Below are 25,494 nucleotides of genomic sequence, written 5' to 3'. Positions count from 1 at the left end.
CACGGGGCAGGGGCAAGAGACTCGCTGACGGTTTTGACGCTTATCCGGGCTTTGCAACGGGACTGCGAATAAGACCCTGGAACAGAAGTGCGATCATGACGCCGTTCAGGATGTGCCAGATGAAATGCGTGCCAAGGGGCCAGATTTCACACAGGTGCATGTCCAGCGTGCGCAAGGTCAGCGAAACAATAAACGTGCCGGTGGCCGCAGCAATCCAGGGCGCGATCGGGTGTCCTTTGCGGTGGCTGAGGGCCGCGAAGGCCAAAAGCGCCAGAACGGCGGGCAAATACTGTTCGGACCCGTTTAGAAGTGAATTCGCGGAAGCTGTGTGGTCATGTGTGTGCCCAGACGCCGCAGGCAGGTCACTGGTCTGGCTGCCACTGCCATCGCCCCCGAAGGCAAACAGGATGGCAACAAGGCCCACCGCGATGGCCAGACCGATCCCGATACGTCCGGGACGGACGCCTCCGATCCGGTGGATGGCGACCAGAACGAACAGGGCGACAAAGGTCCAGATCGGGATGACGTCAGCCAGGCTGGACCACGTATTGGCGAAAGTATGAAACAGAAAGCTGCCCACACCAATCAGAGCGGCCAGCACGATCAGGATCACTGTCATGAGGTCGGTGCGGTCGCGCTTTCGGGCCTCAATCCAGCCCCAGAGCGCCGCGAAGATGAACGAAAGGTTGGACAGGGCGTTCAAAGGTTCAGACCAGAACTCTGGCCCTGTGCGTTCGCAATAGATGTCGATGGCGGTGAACCAATCCAAGACCTGTCAGACCTTTTCGATGCGAATGGCAACCGGGTCGCCGTCGACCACATTGGTCTTGGCCAGGCCGGCCAGCGCTGTGTCCAACGCATCGCGCGTGCATTTATGGGTCACGATCAGCACCGGGGCCAGTTTCTGGTCGTGGCTGATCTGCCGCATCCGATCAATCGAGATGCCCGCATCGCCCAACACCGCGGCCACCTTTGCCAGCGCGCCGGGTTTGTCCAGCAACACCATGCGCAGATAGAACGGCGCGGGTTTCATGGCCTTTACGCCCGTCACGGGGCGCAGGGTGGTTGCAGGTTGCCCAAAAGTGGAAAGGTGAAATCCGCGGGCGATGTCCATCACGTCGCCCATCACGGCGCTGGCGGTCGGGCCTTCGCCCGCGCCGGGGCCGCGCAGAACGACCTGTTCAATCGCGTCGCCTTCGACCACGACCATGTTGGTGCCTCCCTCCAACTGCCCAAGGGGGGAACCATCGGGCACAAGACAGGGCGTCATGCGTTGCTCAAGCCCGCGCCCGGTCATCTGCGCCACGCCCAACAGCTTGATGCGATAGCCCATTTCGGCGGCGTGTTCGATGTCCTCCAACTGGATGCGTTGAATGCCCTCGATCTCGACCGCGTCGAAATTGACCTGCGTGCCAAAGGCGATTGATGACAGGATGGACAGCTTGTGCGCGGCGTCGATGCCGCCCACGTCAAGGTTGGGGTCGGCCTCGAGATAGCCCAGATCAGCACATTCATCGAACAGCGCGTTATAGCCGCGCCCGGTGGCCTGCATTTGGGTCAGGATGTAATTGCAGGTGCCGTTCATGACGCCCATGACTCGGGTGATTTCGTTGCCCGCCAACCCTTCGGTCAGGGCTTTGATGATCGGGATGCCGCCTGCAACGGCCGCTTCGTAGCGCAGCCGAATGCCCGCAGCTTCGGCAGCCAGTGCCAGTTCCTGTCCGTGATGGGCCAGAAGAGCCTTGTTGGCGGTGACGATGTCCTTGCCTGCCGCAATCGCTGCGTCGCAGGCGTCTTTTGCGGCGCCTTCGTGACCACCCATCAGTTCGACAAACACGTCGATATCATCGCGTTTCGCAAGGGCGACGGGATCATCTTCCCAGACATAGTCCGACAGGTCGACGCCGCGATCCTTATCGCGTGATCGGGCCGAAACTGCGGTGACCACAACCGGGCGACCCGCGCGATCTTCCAGCAGGGCGGCCTGGCGCCGGATGATCTTGATCACGCCCATGCCGACGGTGCCAAGACCAGCAATCCCAAGGCGTAGAGGGGTGCGCAGGGGGCTTTTGTCACTCATGTCGCTCTCCGTCGGCTGTCATTCGGTCCAGCGACGTGTATCCAATGGCTGCCCATGGTGCAATCCGCAGGGTGAGCGTTCGGAGATATTTCTGAATATGCCGTGTCTGCCTAGGACGCGGTCAACGCATCCTGCATCTCATCTTCTGTTGCGTCGTCGACCGCCGGGGTGCCGCGCAGCTTATCTGCCCGCGCGCGCAGATCGGCGGCACGAGCGGCCAGCGCGTCTATCCCATCTTCGTCTGGCGTTGTCGTCACTTCTGCCTGTATCTCGCTGATCGGGACGATTTGCGGAAAGGGTGCGTTGGCAGCGTCGCCCGCCGGAAAGTCCGGGGCATTGGCACAGCCCGCGACGGCACAGGGCAGGAGCACTGCAAGGACAAGCTGGCGCATGGGCATCTGGGTCTCCTGTAACGTGCCGCAATGGCTGGCGTGACCTTATCTGCGTGGCGCGGGTGTCGCAAGATGGCGCGGGACGGAATGGGTTTGATTTGAACGAGCGTTCAGTTATCAAAGGGCATGGCACGGAAAACCGGATCACACAGCGAAATCACCGGCCCCAAGGTGCGCGAGGCGGCGCTTTCGCTGTTCGCGCAACATGGGTTTGCCGCCGTCTCGATGCGCCAGATCGCCGCCAAGGTCGGTGTGCAGGCGGGCGCGCTTTACCTGTACACCAAGGACAAGCAAAGCCTGCTTTATGACCTGATGCAAGCGCATATGGACGAGCTTCTGGCGGCGTGGGCGGATGAGCCGAAGGGCGACAGCGCATTGTCGCGCCTTGAAGCCTTCGCGCGGTTTCACATACGCTTTCACCTTGAACGACCCGATGCGGTGTTTATCGCCTATATGGAACTGCGCAACCTGTCAGACGAGAACTTCGCTGCTGTCGAAGCCCTGCGCCGACGGTATGAAGGCGAGCTTGAGGCGATCCTGCGCGCCGGGCAGGCCGAAGGGGCGATCACGGCCCCCGATGTGCGCCTGACCACGATGGCCTTGATTGCCATGCTGACCGGGGTCAACACGTGGTATCGCGAAGGCGGACGACTGTCGCGCGACGCGGTGGCGGACATCTACTGGGACATGGTGCGCGGCGCAGTCGGTGCGTGAATGGACGTGTCGCCACTGGACTCTGGCGCCCTTCGCACCGATATATAGAACATGTCACTGCCACCCGGTTTCCTTGATGAATTGCGCAATCGTCTGAGCCTGTCACAGGTTGTTGGGCGCAAGGTGATATGGGACCAGCGCAAATCCAATCAAGCCAAGGGCGACATGTGGGCGCCATGCCCGTTTCATCAGGAAAAAACCGCGTCTTTTCATGTGGATGACCAGAAGGGGTTTTATTACTGCTTTGGGTGCCATGCGAAGGGGGATGCGATCGGTTTCGTTCAGGAAACCGAAAATGTAGGCTTCATGGAAGCGGTCGAGATTTTGGCGGGCGAGGCCGGGATGCAGATGCCTGCACGCGACCCCAAGGCACAAGAAAAAGCCGACCGCCGGACAAAGCTGATCGAAGTGATGGAAATGGCCGTTGGTCATTTCCGACTGATGCTGAAAACGGGCGCGGGCGCAGCGGCACGCGATTATCTGGCCCGCCGTGGCCTGAAGGACAGCGCGCTTGAGCGGTGGGAAATTGGTTTTGCTCCGGATGCATGGCAGGGTTTGTGGGATCACCTGAAAGGCAAGGGGGTCGAGGATGATCTGATCCTTGGCGCGGGGCTGGCCAAACCCAGCACGAAGGGCGGCAACCCATATGATACGTTTCGAAACCGTATTCTGTTCCCGATCCGCGATGCGCGCGGGCGGGCGATTGCCTTCGGGGGCCGTGCGATGGACCCTGAGGAAAGCGCGAAATACCTGAATTCACCCGAGACTGAGCTGTTTGATAAGGGGCGTAGTCTTTACAATCACGGACCGGCGCGGGAAGCCGCTAGCAAAGGTCAGCCGCTGATCGTGGCAGAGGGCTATATGGATGTCATTGCCCTGTCCGAAGCCGGGTTTGGCGCGACCGTCGCGCCCCTTGGCACCGCGATCACCGAAGACCAGTTGCGTCTTTTGTGGCGCATTGCTCCCGAGCCGATTATCGCGCTGGACGGTGACAAGGCCGGGCTGAACGCCGCGATGCGGGTGATCGACAATGCGCTGCCGTTGCTTGAAGCCGGTCAAAGCCTTCGCTTTGCGATTATGCCGGAAGGCAAAGACCCTGATGACTTGGTGAAGGAAAGCGGCCCGGAGGCGATGCAGGCTCTGATCAACGGCGCGATCCCGATGGTCGATTTGCTGTGGCGACGCGAAACCGAAGGCAAAGTGTTCGACAGTCCCGAACGCAAAGCGGCGCTGGACAAGGATTTGCGCGCTGCGATTGCACGCATTCAGGATCCGTCGATCCGGTCGCACTATGGGCAAGCAATCAAAGACAAACGGTGGGAACTGTTCCGGTCGCGTCCCAAAGTGCAGGGCGCACAGGGCGGGGCCCGCGCGCCATGGAAGTCGGGCAAGGGGCGGGGCTGGGCACCAGTGCCACCTGTTTTGCATTCCACCAAGTCGTCCCTGCTGGCGACCGCCGACGATCAGGCGCAAGAGGTGCTGCGCGAAGCGGTGATCCTGGCGATCCTGATCCGCAGACCCGATATGCTTGAACAGGTCGAAAGCCGGATGGAACGGTTAGAGATGCTCGGCCCCGATCATGGAGCACTGCAACGCGTGTTGTTGCGCCACGCCCATGAGGGGGCTGAAGCCCTTGAGCAGACGATAATTGAGCGAATTGGCGCGACGGCTCTTGAAAAGCTGTATGCACTTAACCATGTGCGGATCACCCCCGCTTTACGCCACTCAGATGATGATGAAATCGTCGAGGCCAGCCTGAACGAAGAGATCATGAAGCTTGAGGCGTCGCGCGGGCTGAGGCGCGAGATTGCGGATGCCGCCGAAGATATGGGCACGCTGCCGGATGAGGGTGTGACATGGCGTTTGGGGCAGGCGGCCGAGGCGCGGAACAAGGCGCTGCGCAGCCAGACCGAGGACAAAGCCACATATGAGGTCGCCGATAACGGGACGCTTCTGAACCGCGACGAACGCGATGCGCTGGACAAGCTGTTGGCGCAGATATCTCCCAAGAAGACTAAGGGGAAATAGCAACACTGCCGTGATCTCTGGTCTTTTCAGGATGATCAGGCGAAGAATACGCGATACATGGGTTGGCGAATCACTGATTCGAGGTGATGATTCGGCCAACCCGAATCACCGACGTGATGGGACATCACACTGGCTGACGCCTGATGCCCCATATCCAAGCCAAGTGCAGGGAGGGCCCATGGCCGCCAAGGACACCGCCAACGACCGCAAGGACGACGACCAAGACGACGAACCGATGGGCGACGTCAGCCAAAAAGCCGTCAAGAAGATGATCGCTGAGGCGCGGGAAAAAGGTTACATTACCTACGATCAGCTTAATCAGGTTCTGCCCCCCGATCAGGTGAGCTCTGAACAGATTGAAGACGTGATGTCGATGTTGTCCGAAATGGGCATCAACATCATCGAAGACGAAGAAGCCGAAGAAGAAGAAAAAGGTTCGACCGAGCTGGTGACACAACAGGGGGCCCGTGAGGTTGCCGTTGCCACCGCCGAAACCGAAAAGCTGGATCGCACCGACGACCCTGTTCGCATGTATCTGCGTGAAATGGGGTCGGTCGAACTGCTGAGCCGCGAAGGCGAGATCGCGATCGCAAAACGGATCGAAGCGGGTCGCAACACCATGATTTCGGGGCTGTGCGAAAGCCCTCTGACGTTCCAGGCCATCACCATCTGGCGCGACGAACTTCTGAGCGAAGACATTCTTCTGCGTGATGTCATCGACCTGGATGCCACTTTTGGCAACGCGATGGAGGATGGCGACACCGAAACCGTGGCCGCCACAGCCGGCGTAAACGGGGCCGCATCGTCCGACGACAAGAAGAAATCCGATCCAGAGCTGGATGCAGACGGCAATCCGATCGCGTCGGACGATGACGATGATGACGAGGATGAAGCCGCCAACATGTCGCTTGCCGCGATGGAGGCCGCGCTGAAGCCGCGTGTTCTGGAAACGCTTGAGCTGATTGCCCGCGACTATAACAAGCTGTCCGAGATGCAGGACCTGCGGATGTCCGCGACCCTGAACGAAGATGACAGTTTCTCGAAGAAGGCCGAGGTTGAATATCAGAAACTGCGTTCGGAAATCGTGCTTTTGGTGAATGAACTGCATCTGCACAACAACCGGATCGAAGCGCTGGTCGACCAGCTATACGGTATCAACCGTCGGATCATGTCGATTGACTCGGCGATGGTGAAACTGGCCGATCAGGCCCGGATCAACCGCCGCGAGTTTATTGACGCCTATCGTGGGCGCGAACTTGACCCGACATGGCTGGAAGACATGGCGGCCCAATCGGGGCGCGCCTGGCAGAGCTTTATCGAACGCTCGACCGACAAGGTGGAACAGCTGCGTGCTGACATGGCCCAGGTTGGTCAATATGTCGGCGTTGATATCCCCGAATTCCGCCGCATCGTGCAGCAGGTTCAGAAGGGCGAGAAAGAAGCGCGTCAGGCCAAGAAAGAAATGGTCGAAGCCAACCTGCGTCTGGTGATCTCGATTGCCAAGAAATACACCAACCGCGGGTTGCAATTCCTTGATCTTATTCAGGAAGGTAACATCGGTCTGATGAAGGCGGTGGACAAGTTCGAATACCGTCGCGGTTACAAGTTCTCGACCTATGCGACGTGGTGGATCCGTCAGGCGATCACGCGTTCGATTGCCGACCAAGCCCGCACGATCCGTATTCCGGTGCACATGATCGAAACGATCAACAAACTGGTCCGCACCGGTCGTCAGATGCTGCACGAGATCGGCCGCGAACCGACCCCGGAAGAGCTGGCCGAAAAGCTGCAAATGCCGCTTGAGAAGGTGCGCAAGGTGATGAAGATCGCCAAAGAGCCGATCTCGCTAGAAACGCCGATTGGCGATGAGGAAGACAGCCAGCTGGGTGATTTCATCGAGGATAAGAATGCCGTGCTGCCATTGGACAGCGCCATTCAGGAAAACCTCAAGGAAACCACCACGCGGGTTCTGGCCTCGCTCACCCCGCGCGAGGAACGGGTGCTTCGGATGCGCTTTGGCATCGGGATGAACACCGACCACACGCTGGAAGAGGTGGGGCAACAGTTCTCGGTCACCCGTGAACGGATTCGCCAGATCGAGGCCAAGGCGCTCAGGAAACTGAAACACCCCAGCCGAAGCCGCAAGTTGCGGTCGTTCCTGGACCAGTGATGTAAGAAATAAAGGCGCCTGCGGGCGCCTTTTTATTGTCCCGTTGCGAAATCGGTTGTGTTCTCAAACAGGTCTTTGATCTCTTTAATCGCGCCCGCAGCACCCGCGATAGAGGCGATTGACCCGAGGATCGAGTTCACAAGAGACAGCAGGTACCTGATCGCGCGCAGCGCATGTCGATTCACGGCATCTGAGATAACATTGATGCCCATCATCTTGGCGTGCAGCGAATGACCCGTCAGACCATGCTCATAGAGCTTCTCTGGATCAGCATCACGAAGTTGCGCCTGTGTCGTCTCAAATGACCTGACGGTTTCTTCATGAAATGCGGTCATGATCTCAGTTTGGATGTCATAAACATACTCCAAACCGAACTCCTTCGGCGCTTCAAACAGGCGGCCCAAGAACCCTCTCAATTGTGTCAGAAAGTCCGAGATTGTGGCCAACGGGTTTCTGTTTGGCGCGGTGCGAATATCAAATGGCATGGTTAATTTCCTTAAATATTGTCTGTTGGAACCCTCTGCGGGTCAGTGCGTCAGGAAACTTGGCGTGAATAGGATTGATCTGAAATACTGGAACGAATTTGGCGACGCTAAGGGGTCTGTCACCCGACAACGTCACAGCCTGACCTGGCAAACATATCACAGATTAACGGATCTAGGTATCGGTCCGACATGGACCGGCACGGGTGCTGGCGCCGAAGAACGATTCAGATGGTGCCGTCATCCCGACAGGATGCCACATTCCTGCCTCATTTTGACCATGAAATTCGATGGTCGGCAGGTTAAACGAATCTCGGTCAGTTAACGAGGTTTTCGCGAAGCTGGCGTCAGATGCGCCTATCTATTCGCGAAACGCATATTTTCAACTCTTCTCAGAAAAGAACCGAGGCTCGGAAACAATCTGTTTTCGCTGTTTTTCAGGCGTTAATAATTTGTTTCCTTTGAAATAGGGCGGAAATGTGGCGATAATGTGAACACATTGGACGATCGCTTTGTTTGACACGAAACTTATTTTAACTGGGGATTATGATGCGTAAGATGGTGGGCGCGCAGACATACGCCACCGGCCTGAAGGGGCCGATCACGAACTTTCAAGAAGAATTGGCTCAGTGCGATAGCCGACCGGATGTGCGATCCGGGCGGCTCAGGGCGCTGATGAAGTTGGAAACCCGGCGGCAGGATGGGCACATTTCGCGGCGTCCCGCCCTGATCCCGCTCTAGGGTTCCCCTGTGTTTTCCGGCGCTTCGAGGCAAACCACTCACGCGAACAAAGGCGGAGAGGGTGCCGGCCCTGCTGACCTGAATTTGATTGCTTCGGGTGCCGGAAAAACGAACGAAGGGGCCTTGCGCGTATCGCTTGGGTGACATTCTATCACCGCCATGGGACATGGTTTCAAGATACACACGCAAGGCCCCGGCCTTTATGAATTTACCAATGATGTTGCACGCTGGCTGGCGGGGCAGACCACGGGTGATGGGCTGCTGACGCTCTTTGTGCGCCATACGTCTTGCTCGCTTCTGATACAGGAAAACGCCGATCCAGAGGTGCAGACCGACCTTCAGAACTTCTTTCACCGGCTTGTGCCGCCCACGACCGATCCTGCCATGTCCTATCTGACGCACACTTACGAGGGGCCAGATGATATGCCGGCCCATATCAAGGCCGCATTGCTGCCCGTCAGCCTGTCAATCCCGGTGCAGTCCGGACAGCTGGTTTTGGGCACGTGGCAGGGGATCTACCTGTTTGAACACAGAAATGCGCCGCACACCCGTCACGTGGCGGCGCATCTTGGCTCTTAGACGGTTCAGTCATCCAGAACGAATGTCACCATCATGTTGACCTGGTAATGGGCGACCTTGCCGTTTTCGACCTTTACCGATTGTTCTTTGACCCATGCGCTGACGACATTGCGCAGGGTATCCGACGCGCGTTTCACCCCTTGCTCCACGGCATCGTCAAAGCTTTTCGTTGAGGTGGCGGAAATCTCGGTTACGCGTGCGATTGTCATGTGTCTTCTCCCTTTTGGTTGATTGGCTGGCAGAGTGTTCAAGTTTACGCCCATCGTGCAGGGGAAGGGAAAGCAATCTTTCCCCGTGACAAGGGTGCATCGCGCATCTTGGGGCGGGTATTTCCCACTACACAAGACCTAGCGGCTGTCCTATAGTGCCTGTGGATAACTGGGCGAAAGACCCAAAAACCGAGGTGAGATGAGAGAAGAGGAAGGCCGATGCGCTGCCCGTTTTGCGGAAATATTGATACTCAGGTGAAAGATAGCCGCCCGGCCGAAGACCACGTTGCCATTCGCAGGCGTCGCTTTTGCCCGGCCTGTGGGGGGCGGTTCACCACCTATGAACGTGTGCAGCTGCGCGACCTTGTCGTGGTGAAATCCAACGGACGACGCGAGGATTTTGACCGCGAGAAGCTGGAACGTTCGATCCGTATCTCGATGCAGAAACGCCCCGTTGAACCCGAGCGTATCGACCAGATGATCTCGGGCATCGTGCGCCGGTTGGAAAGCATGGGCGAGACGGATATTCCGTCGAAAACCATCGGCGAGATCGTGATGGAAAGCCTGGCGCGGATCGACACCGTGGCTTATGTGCGTTTTGCCAGTGTTTACAAAAACTTCCAGGCGGCCGATGACTTTGACAAATTCGTCAGCGAACTTCGACCGGACGTCGCGCCGGAAGACGAGTGACCCAATCTGACACGCGCTATATGCGTCTGGCCCTGTCGCTTGGGCGGCGGGGTCTTGGACGTTGTGCACCGAACCCTGCGGTGGGCTGCGTGATCGTGCGGGATGGGCGGATTGTCGGGCGGGGGTGGACCCAACCCGGCGGGCGGCCCCATGCGGAACCCGTGGCGCTGGCGCAAGCCGGGGACGCGGCGCGCGGGGCGACGGCCTATGTCACGTTGGAACCCTGTGCCCATCACGGGCAGACGCCGCCTTGTGCGGCGGCGTTGGTTGACGCGGGCATCGCGCGCGTGGTTGTGGCCCTTGGCGATCCCGATCCGCGCGTGGACGGGGGTGGCGTCGACATTCTGCGTGCGGCTGGGATCGCGGTTGAAACTGGCCTATGTGCCGACGAAGCCCGTGCCGATCAGCTGGGATTCCTGACCCGTGTTACGCAAGGCCGACCGATGGTCACACTCAAGCTGGCCAGTTCTTTTGACGGGCGAATTGCGACAGCCTCGGGGGACAGCCAATGGATCACGGGGGAGGGGGCACGCCGCCATGTTCACGCGATGCGCGCCACCCATGATGCGGTGATGATCGGGGCGGGCACCGCACGGGCAGATGACCCATCGCTGACTGTACGCGGGTTAGGTGTCGATCACCAACCCGTTCGCGTTGTCTTGTCACGCCATCTGGACCTACCGCTCGATGGTCAATTGGCGCGTACCGCCAATGATGTCCCGGTCTGGATTTGCCATGGCCGCCGCGCCGCGCCCGAACTGGTGTCCGCATGGGCAGGCCTTGGCGCCAGGATGATCGAGGTGGATGAAGCGGAAGGTGCGCTGGACCCTGCGGCAGTCTTGCAGGCGCTTGGTGATCGTGGCCTGACCCGCGTTTATTGCGAAGGGGGCGGAAGCCTCGCGGCCTCGCTTTTGTCAGCGGGGCTGGTGGACGAGCTTGTCGGTTACACCGCCGGGCTTGCTCTTGGGGCCGAGGGGCGTCCGTCGCTGGCGGCCATGGGTTTGGGACGGCTGGCTGAAGCGCCGCGTTTCGACCTTGTTGAGACCCGCGCCATTGACGGTGATATCCTGCACCGCTGGCGTCAACGCCAGAGATAGGCGTAGCTGGCAAAAATGCCCTGCAACTTCGACAAGATGCGTGTGGCGGGGGTGATCTTGGGCGAGACACCGTCCGCCAGCCGCTCGACCGCCAGTTCGACCGGGCAGGCGGTGCCGGTCACCGGATCGTGGTAGCGCGGGTAATCAATCAGCACGGCATGGGTCAGTGCGATGAGGTCAGGCCGGGCGGTGCGACGTGCGGGCGTTTCGCCCAGATCGCGGGTCAGCCCCCAGCCGGCATAGAAGGGCGCGCCAAGGCAGGTGACGCGTTTCCCACGGATCAGCGCCTCAAAACCCAAGGTCGACGTCATCGTCCAAACGTCATCCACGGCGTTGATCAACCCGATGGGGTCGGCGCTTTCGGCGACAAGATCTGCCAAAGTGCGGGCCTTATCCACCGGGATCGCGCCTGCCCGCAACCCGGCTTCCACATCAGGATGGGGCTTATAGATGATCACCGCGTCGGGGTTTTCCGAACGCGTTCGCTCCAGCAGGGCCAGATTGGTGGACACCGCGTCGGTGCCCAGCCGGATCGATGCGTCATCTTCAACCTGTCCCGGCACCAGAACGCGGTGTTCTTTGGGCAGAGCGTCCAGCTCATCGGGCAGGGGGCGGTCGAGGTTGTATTTGCCAACGCCCGTCGCTGTCAGGCGCGCGATCAACCGCTCGGCCCGTTCGCGGGCATGGTCAGGCAGGGCCGTTGACGCTGCGATCCACCGTTCCAGCCGGCTTTCGCGGGTGGGATCGTAATAGATGCCCAGATCGTCCCGCACCAAGGACATGGGCGGCACCAGTTCGGCGCCCAAACCGCGTGACCGTAGGAACCCATCTTCGATCCGCAACAATGGACTGTGGGTTCGGTGATCGGGCTGTTCTTTCCCGGCCCAGACCATCAGGGGGCGATCCACATCTTCTGCGCCTTTGGCGGCACGCGCGGCGTTGTTGTCGAAAACGATCGCCGGACCGTCTGCAAAAAACTGTGCCAGAGGGCGGCGCTTCCACAGGCGCATACTGCTGGCAACATAGCCGCGATGATCTTCACGCCACGCGCGGGCGCGGGCCTCAAGCGTGTCCAGCACGGTCTCGATCTCGCACAGCGTGTTGTGGTAGGGGTCATACCATGTGGGGTAAAGGATCATCGCCCCCATGAACAACTGTGTGCGGGTTAAGCTGCGCACCCGCCGATCAACCGGGCGGTCGTCCACGGTCAATCCCCAACCCGCGTAGAACGGCTGCCCGAATACGTGGGGCTTGTGGCCCGCCAGAATGGCCTCGAACCCCAAACCGGAACTGACGGTATACACCGCCTGCGCGCCCTCCATCAGCGCCCACGGACTGACCGGATCGGTCAGCAGGCGGACCTGTTCGTTCTCATCCTCGGACCCGTAGTGACCCGAGCGATGGCCAGCCGTCGTCTCGGGGTGGGATTTGATCAGAATGCGGGCGTCAGGGTGGGTCAGGCGGGCGGTAACCAGCATGTCGCGGAACGTGGTTTCCGACGCCCCAGCATGGGTGATCGAAGCATCCCCCCGCGTCTGGTCGATGATCAGCACATAGGGCGCATCTGGGACGGGCAGGGCGGGGTCAAAGGCGTTGTATTTCGACAGATGGGCCCGCCGCATCCGGTCCATCGCATCGCGCGCCCGGCGCAAGGTGTCGCTGTGATCCAGCGGGTCGGTCGCCAGAATATGTTCCAGCCGCGACGGTTGGGCGCTGTCAAAATGCACGCCCATATCATCAATCAGAAGACCCAGTGGTGGCTCGCCCGAACGCCCCGGCAGGACCGAGCGCAAAAAGGCGTCTTCGACCCGAATGACAGGGGCATCGCGGTGGCCAGCGACGGCTTCCCCACGGCCCGAGGTCGGGCTTTTGCCCCACGTGCCGACAAAGTCGCCGTCTTTGGGAATGCCAATCCGCACGTCCCATCCTGCCAGAGACAGAATGCGGCGGATGCGCGGTTGCGTCAGGAAGCCGCCATTGTAAACAAAAAGCCGCCGGGGCTGATTGTCCTCGACGGCTTCTTTGGAGTTTGAAGAACGGGCCATCATGCCCTCTGGATCAGCTGTCGGACAAGGACTGGTTCAGCGACGAGATTGATCCCGCCGTCGCCAGAGACCCGGTCAGGGCTGACAAGAGCTTGGTCCACTGGACATAAGGCGCTTCGGTCACATAAATCGTGTCGCCATCGCGAATGACGAAATCGCGCGCCTTGAACATGCCATTGGGCTCGGTCAGGTTCAGCACATAGACCATGCGTTGCGTGCCGCGAAGGTCGGACCGGCCCAGAACAGAGTTCGCTATGCTGGCCGTTTCGTCGCGCAGGATAAAGATGCCCTTGGGGTCGGCAGAGGAACCCGACAGACCCCCAACCTGTGCAAGGGCCTCCATGGCCGACAGGGTCTGGGTTTCAAACCGGACACGGCTTTGTCCTCCGGTCGCCCCGATGGCGGTGTAAGACCGGCTGTCCTCTTCGACCAGAATGCGGTCGCCACCGCGCAGGGCGATGTTTGTTTCAGGATGGTTAAACAGGTCCTGGAACCAGACTTCACCGGTCTGGTTGCCGCGATTAACCTTGATTTTGGCGATCTCGGGCGAAATGGCGATGCCGCCCGCGCGCGCGAGCATGGCGTTCAGGGTCCGGGTCGGACGTTCGATCGGATAGACACCTTGACCGCTGACTGCCCCGGTGATCGTGACCGTGGACCCGTCGCCCGCCAGACGGCGCACCAGAACCTGCGGGTCAGGGGTTTGCTCGGCCAGTTTGCGGGTGATGATCCGGCGGATCGCTTCAGGTGAATTGCCTGACGCCTTGATGCGCCCAGCGTAAGGGATGAAAATGAACCCGGATCCGTCAACCTGCACCTCTTCCAGCGCCGCAGGTGCGCCGGCGGTGGTCAAAATGCCAGTATCGACGTTTTCCCAGATCGAAATACCCAAGGTATCACCCGGCTGGATCGTATCCGACCCGACCAGAGGGGCATTGGAAAAGGCCTTGCTGAACCCAAGCGACGGCGTGACGGCTGTAGCGCGGTTCACGTGATCGTTGACTAGCACGACAATGGCATCATTTACCTTGTTTTCAGAATCGGCAAGCAGCTCTGACTTGTTTGGGCCGCTGCGTGGCAGGCCGCACGCACCAACAGAAAGGACCAATGCACAAACGGCCGCAGCGCGGACCCATTTTTTTCCGGTGGTGGACAACTGCTCGTGCTCCTTCTGGGCGAATAGCCGGGATGGTTTTGGCGTGAACCTAGTCGGACGCGCGGATTTAATCCAGCTTTTCAGCTTTATCGCGCTAATTTACAAGGCGTAACTGTTGCCTTGGTGCCGCTGTTCCCCGTTCAAGTGCCTGATATGGGTCATCAGCCGCCAGCATCATGTCGACCACCTGGCGCAAAAGCTGCCGTCGGCCACGCGCGGCATAAAAGCTGCCGGTGACCTGACTTGTTTCCAGCAAATAATGGCGATAGTCGCGATACGCGCGGCTGTCGGGGCGGCTTGGCAGGGCGAAAAACTCTTCGACCGATTGGGTCGAGGTAAACTCGGGTTTGTCAAAGACCGCCGTGCCGAACACTCTTAACGGCAGCCCGCGCCACAAGACCTGCTGGGCCGCGGTGGAATTCACGGTCATCGCAGAACGCGCATGATCCAGAAGTTTGGCCAGTTTACCACCGCGCACATAGTGAACACGGTCGGATACGCCATAGGTTTGCGCCAGCCGCCGGATTTCACGGCGTTGAGGGATGCGCCCGTCTTCCAGAGGGTGGGCTTTGAAAACAAGATGATGATGGCCTGCTGCGCCTGCCGAAAACCCCTTGATCACCACATCAAGAAACTCTGTCATCGTGTTGAAAGGACTATGGTTTTGAAAACTCGAGTCATGCTCTAGCTGAAGCAGGGCAAGATGGTAGGGGAAACCGCCATATTTGATCCGAAGGGTTGCCGCGATCCGGTCAGCGGCAAGGAAGGGCATCAGAAGAAGCCGTTTCAGGTACAGGTTCAACTCGTGTCCGACGCTCACCGCCCGGTGCGGGCGGAAGTGGCGATAGCGGCGGTTGGTGAACATCACGAACCAATGATACAGGGCACCATAGAAAACATGGTGACGCATGTCGCCCCAGTGGGCCGGTGCCTCGGGGATATCAAGCTCGGCATGGGCCAGCGTATCGCGCATCTGTGCAACGCTGGTTTGCATCAGGCGTGAATTGCCGTTCGAACCGTCGCGTTCATACGTCACCCAATAGGGGCGTAAATAGCCTTCTTCGAAAACGTGGATGTTCAACCCGCGCGCTTTGGCAATCTCGACCGCGTTGGCGTGGATCGGGCGTGTGTCGCCGTAAAGCACGATATCTGTGATGGCGTGGTCATCCAGCAGCCGCGCGAACCGGTCGGGCCAATCTTCCTGCGGGGCGGTGAACGGAATATATGTCGACCGATCCCGCCAGAACATCTGATCGCCCATGTTGAACCCGACGCGCCAGACCTTGGCACCGGCTGTTCGCAGCATCCGCCCCAACTGCCAGAAGAACGGGCCATGGGGGCCTTGCAAAAACAGGAAATGTCGTTCTTGGCCGGTGATCATCGTCTGCCTGTCTGTCTTTTGCCGTCGTCGTGTTGGGGGCTGGGCGACGCCTAATCCCTTTTGCCCCGGTCCGTTCAATATGGGAAGGGGAACCTTTCCACTCTGTTACCCCTGCCTTTGGGCGAAATTGTGGCCTGCCGCTATGTGGGATCGCGCGGTCGGGTGTCGTGACGTCTTGGCAAGACCTTTGTCGCGCGCTAGGGCTGAGGCTCCACACCGCTGAAAGGGAGAGGGCATGTTCACCGGGATCATTACCGACATAGGCCGCATCGAAGCGCTGGAACAGGCGGGCGACATGCGCGCGCGGATCAAGACCCGTTATGACACCGGCGGCATCGATATCGGCGCGTCAATCGCGTCGGACGGGGTGTGCCTGACCGTGGTGGCACTGGGTGATGATTGGTATGACGTTGATATTTCTGCGGAAACCGTATCGAAAACCAATCTTGGCACGTGGTCGGTCGGCCACAAGGTGAATCTTGAACGCGCTTTGAAAGTGGGGGACGAGCTGGGTGGACACATCGTGTCGGGCCATGTGGATGGCGTGGCCGAGATCGTCGGGATGACGGATGAGGGCGACAGCACACGTGTCCGGTTCCGGGCGCCTTCTGAACTGGCGCGGTTCATAGCGCCCAAAGGCTCTGTCGCGCTCAACGGCACATCGCTGACCGTGAACGAGGTTGAGGGGGACGTCTTCGGGGTGAACCTGATTTCACACACGAAAGATGTGACGAACTGGGGGCAGGCCAAGGTTGGCGACCGCGTGAACCTTGAGATCGACACCTTGGCCCGCTACGTGGCACGTCTGGCCGAATACGGGTGATGATCCGCTCGGGTTGTCTTTGACATATTCGGGTGCAGGCATATGATCGACGAGACGCCTCACCAAGACGGAGCCACCCATGACCCTGATCCGCCCCACGCGCCGCGACCTTCTGCGCCTGGCCGCAATTGCCCCTGCCTTCGCCATGCCCGCCACCGCGCGCGCCATGTTGGGCGCACCAACCGCAGGCAACCCGGCGCATTTCAGCTTCACTCTTGGGGAAGCGCGTCTGACCGTGGTGTCGGACGGCTATTTCTCGCTTCCCGCGAGCGGGTTGGCGGTGAACGCGCCCGGGGACGAAAAGATCGCGTTTCTGAAGGACCACTTCCTTGATCCCGAGCGCGGCTATTCCCATACCAACCACCTGTATATCGAGGTCGGAGACGCACGGGTTCTGATCGACGTTGGGTCGGGAACACGTTGGCTGGACACAACGGGACGGTTGATGGGCAATCTTGAGGCGGCGGGCATCGACCCGATGGGGATCACTCACGTGGTGATCACACATGCACATCCCGACCATATCTGGGGTATCCGCGATGATTTCGACGAACCGCTCATCCCCGACGCGGAATATATCATAGGCGAGGCGGAACAGGCCTATTGGCTACAGGATGGTTTGGTGGATCAGGTCAGCCCTGAACGTCAGCAATTCGTGGTCGGGGCGGCAAACTCGATCAACGCCGACGGTCTTGACTGGACACTGGCGTCCGGCGGGGCCGAGGTCGTGCCGGGTGTGACCTTGCTGGACAGTCCGGGCCATACGCCCGGTCATTTGTCGGTTATGATCGACAGCGGCGGGCAGCAACTGATCGCCACGGGCGATGCGTTGACCCATGCCTATACGAATTTCGCGCACCCCGACTGGTTCAACGACACCGATACGGATGGCGAGATGACCGTCGCCAGCCGCCGCAAGATCCTTGACATGGCCGCATCCGACCGGATCGCAGTGCTGGGCTATCACTTCCCGTTCCCCGGCGTGGGACACGTGCGCCGCGTGGGCGAGGCGTTCCAGTTCGTGCCTGCACTGTGGCAGTTTTGATCAAGGTGGTTGAACTCCTGAAGCAAATACACAACTCTCGCTCTAATTGAGTGGAGAGTTGTGTATGTCCGAGAACTGTTTAGCGTCACAAACTGACAAGCCAATCGTTGCGCTGCTTGTTGATGGTGAGAATATTTCCAGTGCTTTTGCAGGCAAGATGATGGTCGCGGCGGGCAAGCTGGGCGAATTACAGGTTCGGCGTGTCTACGGGAACGCGGCAATGATCAAAGGTTGGGATACAGCACCCGGCATTCGATTGGTGCATTCAGGTGCGGGGAAAAACTCAGCCGATATTGTTTTAGCCCTAGATGCATTCCAACTGAGCTACGAAAGCAAAATTGATGTGTTCGCCCTTGCCAGTTCTGACGGGGACTTCATGCATCTGGCCGCCCGCTTGCGCGAACGCGGTTTTCGGGTCGTTGGAATTGGTGAGAAGAAAGCGCCAGAGTGTTTCAGGAAATCGTGTAATTCTTGGGTGACTCTAGCAGCTGCAAAGGCTGTTGCGGCTGCTCCCAAGCTTTACAACGACGTCACCCTCTCCTTTGACGACGAAGTGCTACGGATCGTTCGCGACCATCCGCAAGGGATTACAAAATCTGATATCAACAAGAATATTCGTGAATGCGGGGCGGGGAAAATTTCGGATCAGCCGCAGAAAACGTGGGCGTCTTACTTTAAAGCCCGGCCAAACCAATACTTGGTAACCGGAAGCGGGCAAGAGGCGCTGTACAAGCTGAACAAACGTTGACGAGAAGTTTTAAAGCCGCCTTTCCACTGGCAAACGCCCTCCGCCTGCGCTAGTCACGGGCGCGAAGCTGAGGGGAACGCGCGTGACTGAACGCAGCACATATGAAACGCCCGGCCCGGTCGAGGCCAGCCTGTCGGATGCCATCGCCTCGGCCGAGGAGATCATCGAGGAAGCCCGCGCGGGGCGGATGTATATTCTTGTCGATCACGAAGATCGTGAGAATGAAGGCGATTTCGTCATTCCTGCCGATGCCTGCACCGCCGAGACGATTAATTTCATGGCGACGCATGGGCGCGGGCTGATTTGCCTGCCGATGGAGGCCGCGCGGATCGAGGCGCTGGGCCTGCCGATGATGTCGATGCACAACTCGTCGCGCCATGAAACTGCGTTCACCACCTCGATCGAGGCGCGCGAAGGTGTCAGCACGGGGATTTCCGCTGCCGACCGCGCGCTGACCGTGGCGGTTGCCATTGATCCCGAGAACGGACCTGCCGAGATCGCAACCCCCGGCCACGTCTTTCCGCTGCGCGCGCGCAATGGTGGTGTGTTGGTGCGGGCGGGCCATACAGAGGCTGCGGTCGATATCTCGCGCCTTGCGGGACGTACACCTGCGGGTGTGATCTGCGAGATCATGAACGTAGACGGCACCATGGCGCGGCTGCCGGAGCTGGTCGAGATTGCGAGGGCGCACGGGCTGAAGATCGGCACGATTTCGGACCTGATCGCCTACCGCCGCCGCCACGACAATCTTGTGCGTGAAACCTCGCGCGAGCGTGTCACCTCGCAATATGGTGGCGATTGGGAGATGCGGATTTTCACCGACCTGACCCACGAAATCGAACATGTCGTCCTGATCAAGGGCGATATCACCACGCCCGACCCGGTTTTGGTGCGCACCCATGCCCTGCAAGAGGCGCAGGACGTGCTGGGTCTTGGACCACGACCCGCCGACGAATTGCCCCGCGCCATGCAGATCATCGCGGACGAAGGACGGGGCGTGGTCTGCCTGTTCCGTGAACCGCGCAAGACGCTTTATGCCAATGACGATGATGACGGCCCGCGCACGGTGCGCCAGATCGGGCTTGGGTCGCAAATCCTGTCGGCGCTGGGCCTGCATGACATGGTGCTTTTGACCGACAGCCCCGACACCCGATATGTGGGTTTGGACGCCTATGGGCTGGCCATCACCGGCACCCGCCCCATTCAGAAGGATTGAACCATGGCCACCGCAGAAAAGCACTATGTGCTGGATCGTCCGAAATTTGACAAACCGGTGAAGCTGCTGATCGTTGTCGCGCCGTATTACAAGGACATTGCCGACAATCTGGTCGCAGGCGCCAAGGCCGAGATCGAGGCCGCAGGTGGCACATGGGATCTGGTCGAAGTGCCCGGCGCGCTGGAAGTGCCCACGGCGATTGCGATGGCGGATCGGCTGTCGAATTTCGACGGCTACGTGGCGCTGGGCTGCGTGATCCGGGGGGAAACCACCCATTACGAAACGGTCTGCAACGACAGTTCGCGGGCAATCCAGATGATGGGGCTACAAGGCTTGTGCATCGGCAACGGCATCCTGACCGTCGAGAACCGCAAACAGGCCGAGATGCGCGCGGACACGAAAGATCAAAATAAAGGGGGCGGGGCGGCGGCTGCGGCCTTGCATCTGGTCGCGCTTTCGCGCAAATGGGCCGGCGCAAGCAAAGGCGTCGGGTTCAAGTCGATCTCGGACGCGATCAAGCTTGCAGGAGACACGAAGGATACCCCAAAGGCATGACGCTTTCCGGCAATCAGAAACGCCAGATGAAATCCGCCGCCCGGCTGTTTGCCGTGCAGGCGCTGTTTCAGATGGAATCTGCGGGTCAAACCGCCGACCGCGTGATGGTCGAATTCGAAGACCATCGTTTCGGCGAAGAGTTCGACGATTATGCGATGGCCGAGGGCGACAGCCGCCTGTTTCGCAAACTGGTCGAGGACGCGGTGAACCATCAGGCCAAGATCGACCAGATGACAGATCGGGCGCTGGTGGCGAAATGGCCCATCGGACGGATCGACCCGACCCTGCGCGCCCTGTTCCGCGCCGCAGGGGCCGAGCTGACACAGGGCGACACGCCACCAAAAGTGGTGATCACCGAGTTCGTTGACGTCGCCAAGGCGTTTTACCCGGAAAGTGATGAAGGCAAGTTTGCCAATGCCGTGCTGGATCACATGGCACGCGAGGCGAAACCCGAGGCGTTTTGACGGCAAGGGTTTGCGCGTATCCACCGACGGATGCCCCTGCGACGGCTTGCCCCTTTAAGTCTTCTGCGCATGCGCTAGATTAGGGACGAAGCAGGAAAGGGATCGTCATGCCAAAACTTGTCCGCCTTTACATCAAACAGGTTCTGATCGGGTTTGGCCTGTCAGCGACCTTCGTTGCCCTGCTGCTTTACACCAATGTCGGTAATCTGTGGCACCTTGTGTCCACGTCGGATATCGGTTGGATCGCGGTCCTGATGCTGTTCATGTTCAACGGGATCGTCTTCGCAGGTGTGCAATTTGCCATCGTGATCATGCGGATGGAGCATGACGACACGCCCAAAGGCGGCAAACGCCAGCCAGTTGCCACCACGATCCCGGCGCGGGTGGCCGCCACGTCGCGGAAGTGAACGCCAACCTCTTTTGCCCCGAATTTGATCCTGCCCAAACCATGATCTTGGTCGCGGCGCGACATGAGGTATTGTCGTAACCTTCGATAAGTTGCAGCGGTCCTTACCAAAGGAAGGCCAATGAAGCAGATCATATTGAGCGCCTTTGTTGCCAGCCTGACCACAGGTGCAATGGCCGAAGATGTTGCGACGCGCGAAGAAGTGATCCTGTGTAATAGCGACGAGGATGTCATCACAGTCGCTCTTTGGTCTCCGTCACGATTTGAAACACCTTTGCATTGCATAACATCCGAACGCCTGTCTGGTGACACATATTGCGCGCCAAATGCTGGGTGGGGGCTGCTAAGCAATGCGGACGTGCCAACACTTGTTTTTGTCACCACGGACTGGAAAACGGCTCATGAGCATCTGGTTGGGAAACTGACCGCGATTGCAGGCCCAAAAGCGGTGCGATTCAACGCGCAATATGGCGAAGGCACGGGCAGCAACCTGAGCTATGAATGGAAATTCACGCTTGACCGGCGCACAGGCAGCGCCAAGTGGTTTACCAAAGATGGCGACAAGGTGGAATATAGCTGCGAAATGCAGAGCTGACCGGGCGATGTCAACGTCTTACGGGGTGGTTAGCCGTAAGAGCCGCCCTCCGCCCCGATCCTCCAACACCCAGATCGCGCCTTGTGGTCCTTGTTCAACGTCGCGCAGGCGACGGTTCCAGCTGAACCGCTCGGCTTCGCGTGCTGTGTTGCCATTGATCTCGACCCGGATCAGAGCTTGGCTGACAAGGCCGCCGATGAACGCATCCCCCTGCCAATCAGGGAACATGTCTCCCGAATACATCACCAGGCCCGCCGGCGCGATGCTGGGCACCCAATAGGCCGCCGGAGCGGTAAAGTCCGGGCGTGTGTCGTGATCGGGGATGGCTTTGCCGCTGTAATTGTCGCCCATCGACACGACGGGCCAGCCATAATTTTGACCCGGCTTGATCAGGTTCAATTCGTCGCCGTGACGCGGACCCATCTCATGGGTCCAAAGCTGGCCATCCGCATCAAAGTCAATTCCCAACAGATTGCGATGACCTGTTGTCCAGAACGTTTTTGCCAGCTCGCCCTGATCCTGAAACGGATTGTCGGTGGGCACGGTACCGTCATCGTTCAGCCGGATCACCTTGCCAAGCGCCATGTCCCACCGCTGCGCCGGGGTTTGTTCCTGCCGGTCGCCCGAGGTGATGAACAACATCCCGTCCTGCGCGGACCCCTTGGGGCCAAAGGCGATCTTGTGCGAGAAATGGCCGGACCCAGACCGGTGGGGATACTGACTCCAGACCCTTTGGATGTTGGTCAGCGCAGGTTGATCCCCTTGCTCAAGCGTGCCGCGCACAACCACTGCCCCACGTGTCGCGCCGCCATCGTGGCTTTCGACATAGGATAGATAAATCAGACCGTTAGAGGCGAAATCAGGATGCGGCACCACGTCGCCCAAACCGCCTTGCCCGCCAACCACGGGCCTTGGCACGCCCTTGATCGGGCGTTTCACACCGTCGGTCGAGACCAGCCACATTTCCCCCGGTTTGGTCGTCACCAGAAGCTGGGTGTCGCTGATGAAGCTCATCGCCCAAGGACTGTCAAAGCTGGCAACCACGGTTGCGTTCAAGGTGCTGCCGGAAGAACCGTTCGCGGTGAAAGCAGCACCGACCTGCACCTGCCCGAATAGGGCGGACAGGCTGAACACCGCAACAAGGGACAGTTTTTTCATGGAACCTCCTGCAGAAATGAATGCGACATTGTTGGCAGTCTAGGGCAACGCCCCGATTGCCGCGAACAAATCCGCGTGAGCCTTGGGAGGTCAGGAAAGAAAAAGGTGGCGGAACCGCACGCATCCGTCGGGGTCTGAATTCCCGAGGACCTGTATATACAGGTGGGCGCCGGGTAACCGAACCAGGGTCCGGACAGAGCCAGCTCCCTCGGAATTGCTTAAGGCCACTGGAATTGTACCCGCGTGGGACGAGAAGGGCAGAAGCCGCCTCGTCCTAGATAGGCGGCACATCACGGCGTTACAAGGGGAGAGATGGGACTTGAAAGCGTCCCATTGACAAAATGTTCACGAATTGTTCATGTTCGCATTATGGAGACGCAAAATCAGACCTTGATGCCCGGGCAATTGCTGGCGCGCGGCGTGTGCCGCCACATGCTGAGCCATGGGTTTGTCACCGTTGAAGAACTGGTGCCAACACGGGGGTTGCGGGTGGACGTGATGGCGCTGGGACCAAAGGGCGAGATCTGGGTGATCGAATGCAAGTCGTCCCGCGTGGACTTCATGTCGGACCAGAAATGGCAGGGCTATCTTGAGTGGTGTGACCGTTATTTCTGGGCAGTCGACGCCGATTTCCCGACCGAGCTGTTGCCCGAGGGAACCGGGCTGATCATTGCAGACAGTTACGATGCCGAGGTTATCCGCATGGGTCCAGAGGACAAGCTGCCACCTGCGCGCCGCAAGGTGATGGTGCAGAAGTTTGCGACCCATGCCGCACGCAGGTTGCAGGGGTTTCGTGATCCCGGCGTGGCGGGGCTTGTGAACATATGATCGGTCAGGGGCGTTGCCCCTACGCGCGAAACCCTTCGGGATTTCACGCTACCCCAGGATATTTCCGGCCAGAAGAAACCGGCTATTTCTTTTTTGATTTGCCACTGTCGGCCAAGGCGCGGGCCTGCTGGGCGGCGACGCGCAGTTCTTCGGCGATTTCCTCGGCCTCTTCCGGTTCGAAATCCATCGGCAGTTCGACCCCGCCGCCCTCGACGTAAAGCCGCACCATCCCAAGTGAGGTTGGGCCGATCTGAAGGTTGGCGTCGATGTCGCTTTCGTCGTTGATGCCCATATCCGGTCTCCTGAAAATATCCCTTTGGGGTTAGTGGCCTTTCGTGCATTTTTCAAGCGGCGACCTCTTGCATTGGCTGCGCGTGGCGGGTAAATGCGTCCTGCGTGCCGACATAGCTCAGTAGGTTAGAGCGCTTGATTGTGGATCAAGAGGTCCCCCGTTCGAGCCGGGGTGTCGGTACCATCCCCCATAGCAGTAAAAACGCCGCCTGCGTTCAGCGCACCGGGATGCGTTTGATCAGGTTGCCGTTGGCGCGGTCGAAGATCAGGATGTCGTTGTCCGCCACCACCGCGATCCAGTCGGGGCCAAACGTGACGGCATCGGCCGTCACCCCATCTGGCAAGGCAATCTGATCGGGCAACGCGGGCAGTGCGGGTTGATCCGGCGTGGTTTGCGAGAAACGCATGACAACGACGCCCACCAGCACTACAAGGCCCACAATCGTGGTGAGGGTCATGGCTGTCACCAACCGTTTCAGATAGCGCACCGTGCCGTGGCCTGCCGAGGCTTCGAGCGCTGCGTCCAGATCCTGTTCAGGAGTGTCGTTCATGTCGTCCTCGCACCGTATCGTTGAGGTGATCATCTCAGAAAACCCGCCCAAGCGTCTTGATAAGGCGATTGCGCGTGATGTGCCAGAGGAAGCGAACCTGTCGCGGTCACGGCTGGCGCGCCTGATTGCCGACGGGGCCGTGACGCGCGCGGGTGAGGTGATGGACGACCCACGCGCGAAGGTGGTCGAGGGCGAGACATTTGAAATCCATGTGCCTGAGGCCGAGGAAAGCCATATCGGGCCGGAGGACATTCCGCTGGATATCGTCTATGAGGATGCGGATCTGATCGTTGTAAACAAACCGGCGGGCATGGTTGTGCACCCGGCCCCCGGCACGCCAAATGGGACTTTGGTCAACGCGCTTTTGCACCATTTTGGCGGCGATTTGTCAGGTGTGGGCGGAGAAAAACGGCCCGGCATCGTGCATCGGATCGACAAGGATACCTCGGGCCTGTTGGTGGTGGCCAAGTCTGACGCGGCTCACCACGGGTTGGCAAAACAGTTCGAAGCTCACAGCGTTGAGCGGCATTATCATGCCGTCACGCATGGCGCGCCGGATAAGGCCGATCCGCGGCTGGGGGGCATCAAAGGCACGAGTTTCGAGCCGGGCAACATCCTGAAAATCACCACGCAACTGGCGCGGCACAAGACAGACCGGCAGAAACAGGCGGTATTGTTTTCCGGCGGGCGCCACGCGGTGACACGCGCCCGAATGGTCGAGGTGTTCGGCGATCCGGCGCAGGCGGCGCTGATCGAGTGTTGGCTGGAAACCGGTCGAACGCACCAGATTCGCGTGCATATGGCCCATGCCGGTCATGGCTTGATCGGTGATCCCACCTATGGCGGGCGGCGCAAGCTGAATGCGAAAGTCATTGGCGACGCGGCGGTGGAAGCGGCGCGCAGTTTCCCGCGTCAGGCACTTCATGCCGCAACGCTTGGGTTTGTGCATCCCGTCACCGACGAAAACTTGAGCTTTGACGCGCCGATGCCCGCGGATATGGTGGCCTTGATCGAAACGCTGCGGACGGGTGCGCGCGCCCGCTGACAGAT

General features: G+C 59.6%; 28 protein-coding genes and 1 tRNA gene. 18 read left to right on the top strand and 11 right to left on the bottom strand.

The genetic code is table 11. From position 1 onward, the window contains the following. Positions 1-40: 40 nt before the first annotated feature. The 3 genes from J3R80_RS02400 to J3R80_RS02390 all read right to left on the bottom strand — a co-directional run bounded on the left by J3R80_RS02400 (position 41) and on the right by J3R80_RS02390 (position 2,478). Positions 41-769, bottom strand: a complete 729-nt coding sequence (locus tag J3R80_RS02400) for a ceramidase domain-containing protein (protein WP_275392148.1) — start codon at positions 767-769, stop codon at positions 41-43. A 6-nt stretch (positions 770-775) separates the two neighbouring features. Further along, positions 776-2,062: a homoserine dehydrogenase gene (locus J3R80_RS02395; RefSeq protein WP_275392262.1), complete on the bottom strand. Its 1,287-nt coding sequence runs from the start codon at positions 2,060-2,062 to the stop codon at positions 776-778. Between the two features lie 128 nt (positions 2,063-2,190). Beyond that, entirely contained in the window at positions 2,191-2,478 is a 288-nt protein-coding gene (locus tag J3R80_RS02390; RefSeq protein ID WP_275392147.1) for a hypothetical protein, read from the bottom strand. A 120-nt stretch (positions 2,479-2,598) separates the two neighbouring features. Here J3R80_RS02390 and J3R80_RS02385 point away from each other — a divergent pair, with 120 nt between their 5' ends. The 3 genes from J3R80_RS02385 to rpoD all read left to right on the top strand — a co-directional run bounded on the left by J3R80_RS02385 (position 2,599) and on the right by rpoD (position 7,384). Next, positions 2,599-3,186 carry a TetR/AcrR family transcriptional regulator gene (locus J3R80_RS02385; RefSeq protein WP_275392146.1) on the top strand — a complete coding sequence of 196 codons (588 nt, stop codon included), beginning with the start codon at positions 2,599-2,601 and terminating at the stop codon, positions 3,184-3,186. A gap of 51 nt (positions 3,187-3,237) precedes the next feature. Beyond that, positions 3,238-5,214, top strand: coding sequence for a DNA primase (dnaG, locus tag J3R80_RS02380; protein WP_275392145.1), 1,977 nt, complete (start codon positions 3,238-3,240; stop codon positions 5,212-5,214). A gap of 178 nt (positions 5,215-5,392) precedes the next feature. Next, entirely contained in the window at positions 5,393-7,384 is a 1,992-nt protein-coding gene (gene rpoD, locus J3R80_RS02375) for an RNA polymerase sigma factor RpoD (RefSeq protein ID WP_275392144.1), read from the top strand. Positions 7,385-7,416: 32 nt separating this feature from the next. Here the strand turns inward: rpoD and J3R80_RS02370 are convergent, their stop codons facing one another. Further along, positions 7,417-7,869: a hypothetical protein gene (locus J3R80_RS02370; protein WP_275392143.1), complete on the bottom strand. Its 453-nt coding sequence runs from the start codon at positions 7,867-7,869 to the stop codon at positions 7,417-7,419. A gap of 543 nt (positions 7,870-8,412) precedes the next feature. On the opposite strand from J3R80_RS02370, the gene J3R80_RS02365 reads away from it, so the two are divergent. After that, entirely contained in the window at positions 8,413-8,607 is a 195-nt protein-coding gene (locus J3R80_RS02365; protein WP_275392142.1) for a hypothetical protein, read from the top strand. Between the two features lie 159 nt (positions 8,608-8,766). Continuing rightward, the gene (locus J3R80_RS02360) at positions 8,767-9,186 is read left to right on the top strand and encodes a secondary thiamine-phosphate synthase enzyme YjbQ (protein ID WP_275392141.1); all 420 of its coding nucleotides are present in this window, start codon (positions 8,767-8,769) and stop codon (positions 9,184-9,186) included. 5 nt (positions 9,187-9,191) lie between these two features. Here J3R80_RS02360 and J3R80_RS02355 read toward each other — a convergent pair whose 3' ends face one another. Further along, the gene (locus tag J3R80_RS02355; protein WP_275392140.1) at positions 9,192-9,395 is read right to left on the bottom strand and encodes a dodecin family protein; all 204 of its coding nucleotides are present in this window, start codon (positions 9,393-9,395) and stop codon (positions 9,192-9,194) included. A gap of 219 nt (positions 9,396-9,614) precedes the next feature. On the opposite strand from J3R80_RS02355, the gene nrdR reads away from it, so the two are divergent. Then, positions 9,615-10,085: a transcriptional regulator NrdR gene (gene nrdR / locus J3R80_RS02350; RefSeq protein ID WP_091429505.1), complete on the top strand. Its 471-nt coding sequence runs from the start codon at positions 9,615-9,617 to the stop codon at positions 10,083-10,085. Further along, complete coding sequence (ribD, locus tag J3R80_RS02345; protein WP_275392139.1) at positions 10,082-11,182, top strand: bifunctional diaminohydroxyphosphoribosylaminopyrimidine deaminase/5-amino-6-(5-phosphoribosylamino)uracil reductase RibD; 1,101 nt, start codon at positions 10,082-10,084, stop codon at positions 11,180-11,182. The genes nrdR and ribD overlap by 4 nt, the downstream gene beginning before the upstream one ends. Here ribD and J3R80_RS02340 read toward each other — a convergent pair. From J3R80_RS02340 to J3R80_RS02330, 3 genes are all read right to left on the bottom strand, one after another. Further along, the gene (locus J3R80_RS02340) at positions 11,167-13,227 is read right to left on the bottom strand and encodes a capsular polysaccharide biosynthesis protein (RefSeq protein ID WP_275392261.1); all 2,061 of its coding nucleotides are present in this window, start codon (positions 13,225-13,227) and stop codon (positions 11,167-11,169) included. The genes ribD and J3R80_RS02340 overlap by 16 nt on opposite strands. Positions 13,228-13,240: 13 nt before the next feature. Further along, a complete protein-coding gene (locus J3R80_RS02335) occupies positions 13,241-14,335 on the bottom strand; it encodes a polysaccharide biosynthesis/export family protein (RefSeq protein ID WP_275392260.1) in 1,095 nt (364 codons plus the stop codon). A gap of 142 nt (positions 14,336-14,477) precedes the next feature. Continuing rightward, positions 14,478-15,764: a capsule biosynthesis protein CapA gene (locus tag J3R80_RS02330; protein ID WP_275392138.1), complete on the bottom strand. Its 1,287-nt coding sequence runs from the start codon at positions 15,762-15,764 to the stop codon at positions 14,478-14,480. A 235-nt stretch (positions 15,765-15,999) separates the two neighbouring features. On the opposite strand from J3R80_RS02330, the gene J3R80_RS02325 reads away from it, so the two are divergent. The 8 genes from J3R80_RS02325 to J3R80_RS02290 all read left to right on the top strand — a co-directional run bounded on the left by J3R80_RS02325 (position 16,000) and on the right by J3R80_RS02290 (position 21,616). Further along, entirely contained in the window at positions 16,000-16,587 is a 588-nt protein-coding gene (locus tag J3R80_RS02325) for a riboflavin synthase (protein ID WP_275392137.1), read from the top strand. Between the two features lie 79 nt (positions 16,588-16,666). Next, positions 16,667-17,632 carry an MBL fold metallo-hydrolase gene (locus J3R80_RS02320; protein ID WP_275392136.1) on the top strand — a complete coding sequence of 322 codons (966 nt, stop codon included), beginning with the start codon at positions 16,667-16,669 and terminating at the stop codon, positions 17,630-17,632. A gap of 64 nt (positions 17,633-17,696) precedes the next feature. Then, positions 17,697-18,380 (top strand): NYN domain-containing protein, encoded by a 684-nt coding sequence (locus tag J3R80_RS02315; protein ID WP_275392135.1) that lies wholly within the window; start codon positions 17,697-17,699, stop codon positions 18,378-18,380. An 82-nt stretch (positions 18,381-18,462) separates the two neighbouring features. Next, positions 18,463-19,596: a 3,4-dihydroxy-2-butanone-4-phosphate synthase gene (gene ribB, locus J3R80_RS02310; RefSeq protein ID WP_275392134.1), complete on the top strand. Its 1,134-nt coding sequence runs from the start codon at positions 18,463-18,465 to the stop codon at positions 19,594-19,596. 3 nt (positions 19,597-19,599) lie between these two features. After that, positions 19,600-20,151 (top strand): 6,7-dimethyl-8-ribityllumazine synthase, encoded by a 552-nt coding sequence (locus tag J3R80_RS02305; protein ID WP_275392133.1) that lies wholly within the window; start codon positions 19,600-19,602, stop codon positions 20,149-20,151. Then, a complete protein-coding gene (gene nusB / locus J3R80_RS02300) occupies positions 20,148-20,615 on the top strand; it encodes a transcription antitermination factor NusB (RefSeq protein ID WP_275392132.1) in 468 nt (155 codons plus the stop codon). Before J3R80_RS02305 ends, nusB begins: the two co-directional genes overlap by 4 nt. A 107-nt stretch (positions 20,616-20,722) precedes the next feature. Next, on the top strand, positions 20,723-21,022 hold the full coding sequence (locus J3R80_RS02295; protein WP_275392131.1) for a hypothetical protein: 300 nt from the start codon (positions 20,723-20,725) through the stop codon (positions 21,020-21,022). 120 nt (positions 21,023-21,142) lie between these two features. Further along, positions 21,143-21,616 carry a hypothetical protein gene (locus J3R80_RS02290; protein WP_275392130.1) on the top strand — a complete coding sequence of 158 codons (474 nt, stop codon included), beginning with the start codon at positions 21,143-21,145 and terminating at the stop codon, positions 21,614-21,616. 18 nt (positions 21,617-21,634) lie between these two features. On the opposite strand, the gene J3R80_RS02285 is transcribed toward J3R80_RS02290, so the two are convergent. Continuing rightward, positions 21,635-22,774, bottom strand: coding sequence for a PQQ-dependent sugar dehydrogenase (locus tag J3R80_RS02285; protein WP_275392129.1), 1,140 nt, complete (start codon positions 22,772-22,774; stop codon positions 21,635-21,637). A 369-nt stretch (positions 22,775-23,143) separates the two neighbouring features. Between J3R80_RS02285 and J3R80_RS02280 the strand changes: the two genes are divergently transcribed. Then, positions 23,144-23,602, top strand: a complete 459-nt coding sequence (locus J3R80_RS02280; RefSeq protein ID WP_275392128.1) for an MmcB family DNA repair protein — start codon at positions 23,144-23,146, stop codon at positions 23,600-23,602. Between the two features lie 82 nt (positions 23,603-23,684). Here J3R80_RS02280 and J3R80_RS02275 read toward each other — a convergent pair whose 3' ends face one another. Beyond that, complete coding sequence (locus J3R80_RS02275; RefSeq protein ID WP_275392127.1) at positions 23,685-23,894, bottom strand: DUF6324 family protein; 210 nt, start codon at positions 23,892-23,894, stop codon at positions 23,685-23,687. Between the two features lie 106 nt (positions 23,895-24,000). Here J3R80_RS02275 and J3R80_RS02270 point away from each other — a divergent pair. Beyond that, positions 24,001-24,077, top strand: a tRNA-His gene (locus J3R80_RS02270). Between the two features lie 31 nt (positions 24,078-24,108). On the opposite strand, the gene J3R80_RS02265 is transcribed toward J3R80_RS02270, so the two are convergent. After that, entirely contained in the window at positions 24,109-24,444 is a 336-nt protein-coding gene (locus tag J3R80_RS02265) for a DUF6476 family protein (protein WP_275392126.1), read from the bottom strand. Between J3R80_RS02265 and J3R80_RS02260 the strand changes: the two genes are divergently transcribed. Further along, positions 24,443-25,489, top strand: coding sequence for an RluA family pseudouridine synthase (locus tag J3R80_RS02260; RefSeq protein ID WP_275392125.1), 1,047 nt, complete (start codon positions 24,443-24,445; stop codon positions 25,487-25,489). The genes J3R80_RS02265 and J3R80_RS02260 overlap by 2 nt on opposite strands. Positions 25,490-25,494 lie beyond the last annotated feature (5 nt).

It is taken from the genome of Aliiroseovarius sp. Z3 (assembly GCF_029105185.1).
In the GTDB taxonomy this organism is placed as follows: domain Bacteria; phylum Pseudomonadota; class Alphaproteobacteria; order Rhodobacterales; family Rhodobacteraceae; genus Aliiroseovarius.
This window is presented reverse-complemented; position numbering and strand designations above follow the sequence as displayed.

Excerpts from the sequence above, each read along its gene's own strand:
- J3R80_RS02330 (WP_275392138.1), bottom strand. The coding sequence starts at position 15,764 with ATGATCACCGGCCAAGAACGACATTTCCTGTTTTTGCAAGGCCCCCAT.
- J3R80_RS02275 (WP_275392127.1), bottom strand. The coding sequence starts at position 23,894 with ATGGGCATCAACGACGAAAGCGACATCGACGCCAACCTTCAGATCGGC.
- J3R80_RS02370 (WP_275392143.1), bottom strand. The coding sequence starts at position 7,869 with ATGCCATTTGATATTCGCACCGCGCCAAACAGAAACCCGTTGGCCACA.
- J3R80_RS02325 (WP_275392137.1), top strand. The coding sequence starts at position 16,000 with ATGTTCACCGGGATCATTACCGACATAGGCCGCATCGAAGCGCTGGAA.
- J3R80_RS02260 (WP_275392125.1), top strand. The coding sequence starts at position 24,443 with ATGTCGTCCTCGCACCGTATCGTTGAGGTGATCATCTCAGAAAACCCG.
- J3R80_RS02385 (WP_275392146.1), top strand. The coding sequence starts at position 2,599 with ATGGCACGGAAAACCGGATCACACAGCGAAATCACCGGCCCCAAGGTG.
- J3R80_RS02315 (WP_275392135.1), top strand. The coding sequence starts at position 17,697 with ATGTCCGAGAACTGTTTAGCGTCACAAACTGACAAGCCAATCGTTGCG.
- rpoD (WP_275392144.1), top strand. The coding sequence starts at position 5,393 with ATGGCCGCCAAGGACACCGCCAACGACCGCAAGGACGACGACCAAGAC.
- J3R80_RS02265 (WP_275392126.1), bottom strand. The coding sequence starts at position 24,444 with ATGAACGACACTCCTGAACAGGATCTGGACGCAGCGCTCGAAGCCTCG.
- J3R80_RS02280 (WP_275392128.1), top strand. The coding sequence starts at position 23,144 with ATGGAGACGCAAAATCAGACCTTGATGCCCGGGCAATTGCTGGCGCGC.
- nrdR (WP_091429505.1), top strand. The coding sequence starts at position 9,615 with ATGCGCTGCCCGTTTTGCGGAAATATTGATACTCAGGTGAAAGATAGC.
- J3R80_RS02340 (WP_275392261.1), bottom strand. The coding sequence starts at position 13,227 with ATGGCCCGTTCTTCAAACTCCAAAGAAGCCGTCGAGGACAATCAGCCC.
- J3R80_RS02295 (WP_275392131.1), top strand. The coding sequence starts at position 20,723 with ATGCCAAAACTTGTCCGCCTTTACATCAAACAGGTTCTGATCGGGTTT.
- nusB (WP_275392132.1), top strand. The coding sequence starts at position 20,148 with ATGACGCTTTCCGGCAATCAGAAACGCCAGATGAAATCCGCCGCCCGG.
- J3R80_RS02355 (WP_275392140.1), bottom strand. The coding sequence starts at position 9,395 with ATGACAATCGCACGCGTAACCGAGATTTCCGCCACCTCAACGAAAAGC.
- J3R80_RS02320 (WP_275392136.1), top strand. The coding sequence starts at position 16,667 with ATGACCCTGATCCGCCCCACGCGCCGCGACCTTCTGCGCCTGGCCGCA.
- J3R80_RS02285 (WP_275392129.1), bottom strand. The coding sequence starts at position 22,774 with ATGAAAAAACTGTCCCTTGTTGCGGTGTTCAGCCTGTCCGCCCTATTC.
- J3R80_RS02360 (WP_275392141.1), top strand. The coding sequence starts at position 8,767 with ATGGGACATGGTTTCAAGATACACACGCAAGGCCCCGGCCTTTATGAA.
- J3R80_RS02290 (WP_275392130.1), top strand. The coding sequence starts at position 21,143 with ATGAAGCAGATCATATTGAGCGCCTTTGTTGCCAGCCTGACCACAGGT.
- dnaG (WP_275392145.1), top strand. The coding sequence starts at position 3,238 with ATGTCACTGCCACCCGGTTTCCTTGATGAATTGCGCAATCGTCTGAGC.
- J3R80_RS02305 (WP_275392133.1), top strand. The coding sequence starts at position 19,600 with ATGGCCACCGCAGAAAAGCACTATGTGCTGGATCGTCCGAAATTTGAC.
- J3R80_RS02365 (WP_275392142.1), top strand. The coding sequence starts at position 8,413 with ATGATGCGTAAGATGGTGGGCGCGCAGACATACGCCACCGGCCTGAAG.
- J3R80_RS02390 (WP_275392147.1), bottom strand. The coding sequence starts at position 2,478 with ATGCCCATGCGCCAGCTTGTCCTTGCAGTGCTCCTGCCCTGTGCCGTC.